This is a genomic window from Desulfovibrio piger, from assembly GCF_012843875.1.
Taxonomy (GTDB): domain Bacteria; phylum Desulfobacterota; class Desulfovibrionia; order Desulfovibrionales; family Desulfovibrionaceae; genus Desulfovibrio.
On the sequence record NZ_JABAFY010000084.1, the window covers coordinates 1 to 5044 of the forward strand.

The following is a 5044-nucleotide window of genomic DNA, read 5'->3' on the forward strand; positions in this document are numbered from 1 at the left end:
GGACTACTTTACCTTGCTTTGGCCTGTATCCTTTGGAGAAAACTGGTATAGCAAGGTGTATGCCGGACATTCTCTTAGAACATCGTCAGCTGATAACTGCGCCCTTCAAGGCTGGCCGCCAGGGCTTCGCCCTGCTGGCCTCCCCCTGCCATGCGCACCAGTTCCGCATGGCGCTGGCGGGCATCGAGCGGGACGCAGGTCGTGAACGTGGCATTGTCCCGAATGGTCTTGCTGATCTGGAAATGCTTTTGTGCCCGGGCTGCCAGCTGCGGCCAGTGCGTGATGACCAGCATTTGCCGCTGCTTAGCAAGATTTTCCAGCTTTTCCGCAAGCTTGTTTAATGTAAGACCGCCCACGCCGGCATCCACTTCGTCAAAGATATAGGTCGCACTTTCCGCTTTGGGGCGGACGCTCATGAGGGCGAGCAAGAAACGGGAAAGCTCGCCGCCCGAAGCGATCCGGTCCAGCGGCTGGGGAGCTTGGCCGGGGTTGGGGGCCCAGAGGATACGCACCTTCTCATCCATCAGGCCGGGCCAGACTTCCTGCGGCATGAAATCGGGGATGACCCGGACCTGTTCGGAGAATCCCAGCTGGCGCAGTTCTTCTTCCAGCTGACGGGCGAAGTCCGCGGCAGCTTCGCGGCGCTGGGGGAGCAGGGCGGAAAGCACCTCCTGCAGCTGGGCGGCCAGCTGCTTTTCTTCCTTGTCCAGCAGAGTGATGTCCAGCGCGCAGGCATCGAGGAAGGAGATGTTTTCACGGATCTCTTCGCGCAGCTCCAGGATCTCGTCCAGCGAACGGTGCAGTTTGCGCTTGAGCTGGGCCAAAGCGTAGAGCCGCTCCTCCATCTGTTCCACATCGGGCATGTCTTCCGGCAGGGGAGGACGGCGCAAACGGCCGCTCAGATGGGAAAGCTGCTGACGCAGGGCCGTGACGGCATCGGCATCTTCGCTGACGGAGTCGTCTGTCCGCGCCATCTGGTGCAGGCAGCGCTCCAGCCGTCCCAGCATATCGAGCAGGCCGGGTTCTTCCTCACCGTGAAGCAGGCCCAGCGCCAGCTCATACTGCTCGCGGGTCTGTTCGGCGGCACGGACGATGGCCCGCTGCTCTTCAAGGCGTTCTTCTTCCCCGGCTTCAGGGGCGACCCTGTCGATCTCCTGCTGTTGCATCTCCAGAATGTCCCGGCGCTCCAGAAGGTGGGCCTCCCGGGCCCGCAGCTCCTTGCGGCGGGCCTCTACGGAGCGCAGCTGCTCCAGCAGCTCGTCACGCCGGCGCAACAGGTCGGGATCCTTCAAGGTGCTTTCCATGAGCCGGGCCTGGAAGGCAGGCTGCAGCAACTGCTGCTGTCCGTGCTGGCTGGCATGGGCCAGCAGCTGCTCCCGCAGGGAACGCACGCATTCCTGGGAGCGCAGGGCATCATCAACGTACAGGCGGCTGCGGCCGCTCTCGGCCAACAGGCTGCGCCGGATGACGATCTCCCGTCCGTCCATCTGGAACTGTGCTTCGACCTGGGCCTTTTCCGCTCCCTGCCGTACCATATCGGCGCCCAGCCTGTCGCCCAGCAGAAAGCCCAGGGCTTTGAGGATAAAGCTTTTGCCTGCCCCTGTTTCGCCGGTGAGCACGTTCATGCCCGGGGCAAAGTCGAGTTCGGCGTCTTCGATGAGAGCGAGGTTGCGAATACGCAAATATTCCAGCATGGATAGGACCTATTTTTTGAGACGGGGATCAAGGAGGTCACGCAGGCTTTCGCCCAGCAGGTTGTAGCCCAGCACGGTCACCAGGATGGCGACACCCGGATAAAAGGAAAGCCAGGGGGCATCTTCCAGGACGGTCTTGCCTTCCATGAGCATGTTCCCCCAGCTGGCCGTGGGCGGCTGGACACCAAGCCCGAGGAAACTGAGCCCCGATTCCACCAGGATGGCGCCGGCCACGCCCAGCGTGGCGGAAATGAGCACCGGGGCCAGCGTGTTGGGCAGGATGTGGCGCAGCAATATCCGGCAGGTAGAGCAGCCGGACAAACGCGCCGCCGATACGAAATCCCGCTGGCGCAGGCTCAGGGTCTCGGCACGGACCAGACGGGCGACCCCCATCCATGAGGTCAGGCCGATGACGATCATGATGTTGGTCAGGCTCGGTTCCAGAAAGGCGATGACCGAAAGGATCAGGAAAAACGAGGGAAAGCAGAGCATGATGTCCACACCGCGCATGATCCCTTCATCCACCAGACCGCCGAAATAGCCGCTGATCAGGCCCAGTCCCGTCCCGATGCTGACGGAAATGCCCACAGCGACAAAGCCGACCCACAACGAGATCTGTCCGCCGTAGAGCAGCCGGGAAAAAACGTCCCGCCCCAGACGGTCCGTACCCAGCCAGAACATGGAGGACGGCGGCTCCAGAATGTGATCCAGATGCAGGGCATTGGGATCATAGGGCGCGAGCAGGGGAGCACACAGCGCTGCCAGAGACATGACCAGTACGATGCCCAGCCCCAGGCAGAGCATGAGATGACGGCCGAGAAAGCGACGCAGCAAGGGACCACACATATCAGCGAACCTCCCGGCTGCTGCGGATACGCGGATCGGCCAGGCCGTAGCAGACATCCGCCAGCAGGTTCCCCAGCAGGGTCAGCACGGCCCCCAGGACCAGGTTGCCCATGATCATGGTGTAGTCACGGGCCATGACCGCCGCATAGAACAATTGCCCCAGCCCCGGCAGGGCGAAGATGGACTCGATGATGACGCTGCCGCCGATGAGCCCGGGTACAGAGAGGCCCAGCAGGGTGATGACCGGGAGCAGGGCATTGCGCAGGGCATGGCGCCAGATGATCGTGCGGGGGGACAAGCCTTTGGCCTGGGCTGTCAGGATGTAGTCCTGTCGCAGGACCTCGAGTATGCAGGCCCGCATGTAGCGGGACATGCCCGCCAGGCTGCCGATGGTATAGACCAGGATCGGCAAAGCCAGATGCTGCGCCAGATCAAGCACCTTGTCCACAGGGCCGAGACTGTCGAAATTCATGGACGTCAGGCCGGAAATAGGCAGCCATTGCAGATGGATACCGAAAAACAGCATCAGCAGCAATGCCAGCCAGAACGAGGGCATGGCAAAACCGAGGTAGACGAAGACCGTCACGCCCCGATCCAGAAGGGAATTCTGGCGGCAGGCCGAAAGGATGCCGATGGGGATGGCGATGATGAGCGTCAGGATCAGGGAGATGACGTTCATGCCCACGGTCAGGGGCAGGCGCTCCATAATCTTGTCCAGCACGGGCCGCCCGTCCGCTGACATGGACAGGCCGAAATCCAGACGTACCAGGCGTGAGAGCCAGTCCAGATATTGTACATGCAGGGGTTTGTCCAGGCCGTACAGGGCCTCCAGCCGCTGGCGGGCCGCCTCACCGGCCAGAGGATTGAGGGTCGTTTCCATATCGGTGGGCGAACCGGGCGCGAGATGGATGACCCAAAAGCTGATGAGGGTGATCCCCCATAAGACCAGCAGCATCCACAGCAGTTTGCGCACGATGCGCAACGTCAGCTGCAGCAGGGCCGCATTGCGGGATGAACAGACCGCCTGCACGCATATCCTCCGTTATTATTCCGTCCGGGTCATCCACTGCCGCATGTCGGCCACCTCCTGCTGCCATTGCGGCGAAAGGCGCAGCTGGAGGAAGCGGGCATACAGGCTGTCCAGCAGGCCGAGGCAGACTTCCATCAGGTAGATCTTTTCCAGCAGCATGGCGTCCGGGTCGTCATCCTCTTCAGGCTTTTCCACCTTGGGAGTCTTCAGGCTGCCCAGGGTGAAGTCTTCGGCCTTGAGGGTGAACTGGAAGGCCAGTTCTTCCTTTTCAAGTCGGATGAGGGCGCGGGTGACTTTTTTCCCCGTGCCAAGGCCGAAACGGGCCTCGCGAAGAGGGGAGAGGGTCCCGGCAACGGTCGCCGTTTCTTTGGCGTCCCCTTCGCCGCCCTGGACGACGATACGCTGTTCCATGGAGACAGAGAAGGGCTGGCCTTCCTTGTCCACAAAGGCCCCGGGCGCCACATCGCTCTGGTACCACAGCCAGGTAAGGAACTCCTGGCCAAGAATGTTGTCCGTAGAATCCAGACAGGGTGTATCACTCATGGGATGACCTCGTGAATCAGGAAAGGGCGGCGAACTGTGTGGCTTCGATACGATCCAGACGGCTCATGGTCGCTTCGTCGAGCATGGTCTCGGCCAGGCTGTACGGGGTGATCTGCTCAAGATGCAGTTCGAAGGAGTTGAGGAATGCCTCCATGAACAGATCGATCATCTTCCCCTGGGTGGAGGCAAACCAGACCTCATTACGATCCGTTGCCCAGATGACATTGAACTCGGCCGGGATGGGCAGGAAGCGCTGCCGCAGGCGAAGCAGGACCTGTTCCTTGAGTTCCTTCTTGCGCTCACGGGAAATGAACTTTTTGCCCTGTTCCTGCATTTTTTCCTTTTCGGCCTTCAGTGCCAGGGTCAGATGCTTTTTGATGACAGCGACCGGGATGCGCCGGGTATCCAGACGCAGGGAGAAGAGCAGATAGGCACCTTTGTGCGGCGGGGCCGTCCGCCATTCGGAGTCCAGCATATCCTCGAAGCATACCCAGCCATAGGCCTGCATCTCGGGCAGGTCGTCGATGTCCCGGAAGGCGAACTGGCGCAGCTTGTCGGGGATCTGCGTCCAAAGTTCCGAAGGGATGGGGTCGATGATCCTGAAACGGGTAAAGCTGCACGAAGCATTACAAAAACCCATACTGGCTCCTTTCTGTGATATGCGCCAGGAGGCGTGTCATTCTTGTACGCAGTGCGGCAGATTCTTGCAAGTCCGAAGCCCGTGGATGCGTCATCGCCGGCGCAGGACAAAGGTCTGGATCGGCCTGGCAGGAAGATTTTTAGCCGGGGAGCCACAGTGAGCATTTCCGGAAGGCTTCTGGTAGCTGGGGCAAGGCGCATCCGGATGATCCATACATTTAGAGAATGTCCGGCATACACCTTGCTATACCAGTTTTCTCCAAAGGATACAGGCCAAAGCAAGGTAAAGTAG

General features: G+C 60.8%; 5 protein-coding genes. All 5 read right to left on the reverse strand.

The window, feature by feature from the left end; genetic code table 11:
• Positions 1 to 74: 74 nt before the first annotated feature.
• From HF854_RS12020 to rdgC, 5 genes are read right to left on the reverse strand one after another with little or no spacing between them, the layout of a single operon-like run.
• Positions 75 to 1694: a DNA repair protein RecN gene (locus tag HF854_RS12020; RefSeq protein WP_168936498.1), complete on the reverse strand. Its 1620-nt coding sequence runs from the start codon at positions 1692 to 1694 to the stop codon at positions 75 to 77.
• Positions 1695 to 1703: 9 nt separating this feature from the next.
• Entirely contained in the window at positions 1704 to 2540 is an 837-nt protein-coding gene (locus HF854_RS12025; RefSeq protein ID WP_040369298.1) for an ABC transporter permease, read from the reverse strand.
• Between the two features lies 1 nt (position 2541).
• Complete coding sequence (locus HF854_RS12030) at positions 2542 to 3570, reverse strand: ABC transporter permease (protein WP_303933192.1); 1029 nt, start codon at positions 3568 to 3570, stop codon at positions 2542 to 2544.
• Between the two features lie 15 nt (positions 3571 to 3585).
• Positions 3586 to 4113, reverse strand: coding sequence for a hypothetical protein (locus HF854_RS12035; protein ID WP_072332943.1), 528 nt, complete (start codon positions 4111 to 4113; stop codon positions 3586 to 3588).
• Between the two features lie 16 nt (positions 4114 to 4129).
• On the reverse strand, positions 4130 to 4753 hold the full coding sequence (gene rdgC / locus HF854_RS12040; RefSeq protein WP_168936499.1) for a recombination-associated protein RdgC: 624 nt from the start codon (positions 4751 to 4753) through the stop codon (positions 4130 to 4132).
• Between the last annotated feature and the right edge of the window lie 291 nt (positions 4754 to 5044).